General features: G+C 41.5%; 2 protein-coding genes. Both read left to right on the top strand.

What is annotated here, in order from left to right; translation table 11 throughout:
• Nucleotides 1-1,164: CTP synthase (locus Q8N22_00085; protein ID MDP3052350.1), on the top strand; the 1,164-nt coding region annotated here is incomplete at its 5' end.
• A 29-nt stretch (nt 1,165-1,193) separates the two neighbouring features.
• Nucleotides 1,194-1,442, top strand: a 249-nt coding sequence (locus tag Q8N22_00090) for an SDR family NAD(P)-dependent oxidoreductase (protein MDP3052351.1), incomplete at its 3' end; no start/stop codon positions are given.

Raw genomic sequence — 1,442 nt, forward strand, 5'->3', positions numbered from 1 at the left:
GAAGCGATAAGAATTCTTAAAATCAACAATCCTAACGATGTTCTTTTGATTCTGGTCAGTTTTCTGCCGCTTCAGAATTTGGACAGCGAATTAAAAACCAAACCTACCCAATACGCGGTCAAAACCCTTAATTCCACCGGCCTCCAGCCCGATATTATTTTGGCTCGGGCGGTCATGTCTTTGGATAAAAAAAGAAAAGAAAAAATCGCTTTTAACTGCAGCATGCAGGAACAGGATATTATTTCGGCGCCGGACGTTGAAAGCATATATGAAGTGCCGGTGAATTTTGAGAAAGACGGTTTAAGCAATCGTATTTTAGAAAAGCTGAAATTACGGCCGAGAAAAGTTAACCTGGAGGAATGGCGGCGCTTAGCTCTGACTATTAAAAAAAGCAATCGCCCGGTAAACATAGGTATTGTCGGAAAATATTTTTCCACCGGAAAATTTATTCTGGCGGATTCTTATATTTCCGTCATTGAAGCCATTAAGCATGCCGCTTATTATTTTGGCCGAAAACCGGTGATAAAATGGATTGAGGCCGAGGAATTCATCAATAAACCGGCTCAACTCAAACAGCTTTTGAATTATGACGGCATCATCGTTCCCGGCGGTTTCGGCGGCAGGGGAACTGAAGGAAAAATCGCGGCCATCGGCTATTGCCGGAAAAATAAAATTCCTTTTTTTGGCTTATGTTATGGGATGCAGTTGGCGGTGGTGGAATTCAGCCGTTCTTTGGCAGGGTTGAAAAAAGCCAATTCAACCGAAATTGACCCGAAAACTCCCTATCCCGTGATTGATATTCTGCCGGAGCAGAAAAAAAATCTCGAAGAAAAAAAATACGGCGCCACCATGCGTTTGGGTGCTTACCCGGCGGCTCTTAAAAAAGGAACAATCGCTTTTGAGGTTTATAAAAAACAATTAATTTCCGAACGCCATCGGCATCGCTACGAAGTTAATCCGGATTTTATAAAACAATTAGAAGGCAAGGGTTTGGTTTTTTCCGGTTCTTCGCCTGACGGCCGCCTGATGGAAATAATGGAATTACCAAAAACTATTCATCCATTTTTTGTGGCTACCCAATTTCATCCGGAATTCAAATCTCGGCCGCTGGACCCCCATCCGTTATTCAAAGAATTCATCAAAACGGCGATTAATAAAAAATAAATTAAAGGTCAATAAATTTTTATAAAAATATGGATTTAAAAAATAAAGTGGCGATTGTTACCGGCGCCAGGCGCGGTATTGGCAAGGGCATAGTCCTGGCTTTGGCTAAAGAGGGTTGCAACGTGGTTGTTTCCGATATTAATGAAGAAGAATGCGAAGTTGTTGTTAAAGAAATAGAAAAAATTGGAGTTGAAGGATTGGCGGTTAAATGCGATGTTTCCCGGAAAGAAGAGGTGGACAATTTGATAAAAAAAGCCGTTGAGAAATTCGGGAAACTG

The sequence above is a fragment of the bacterium genome (assembly GCA_030693325.1).
In the GTDB taxonomy this organism is placed as follows: Bacteria; Patescibacteriota; Minisyncoccia; order UBA6257; family MFKM01; genus MFKM01.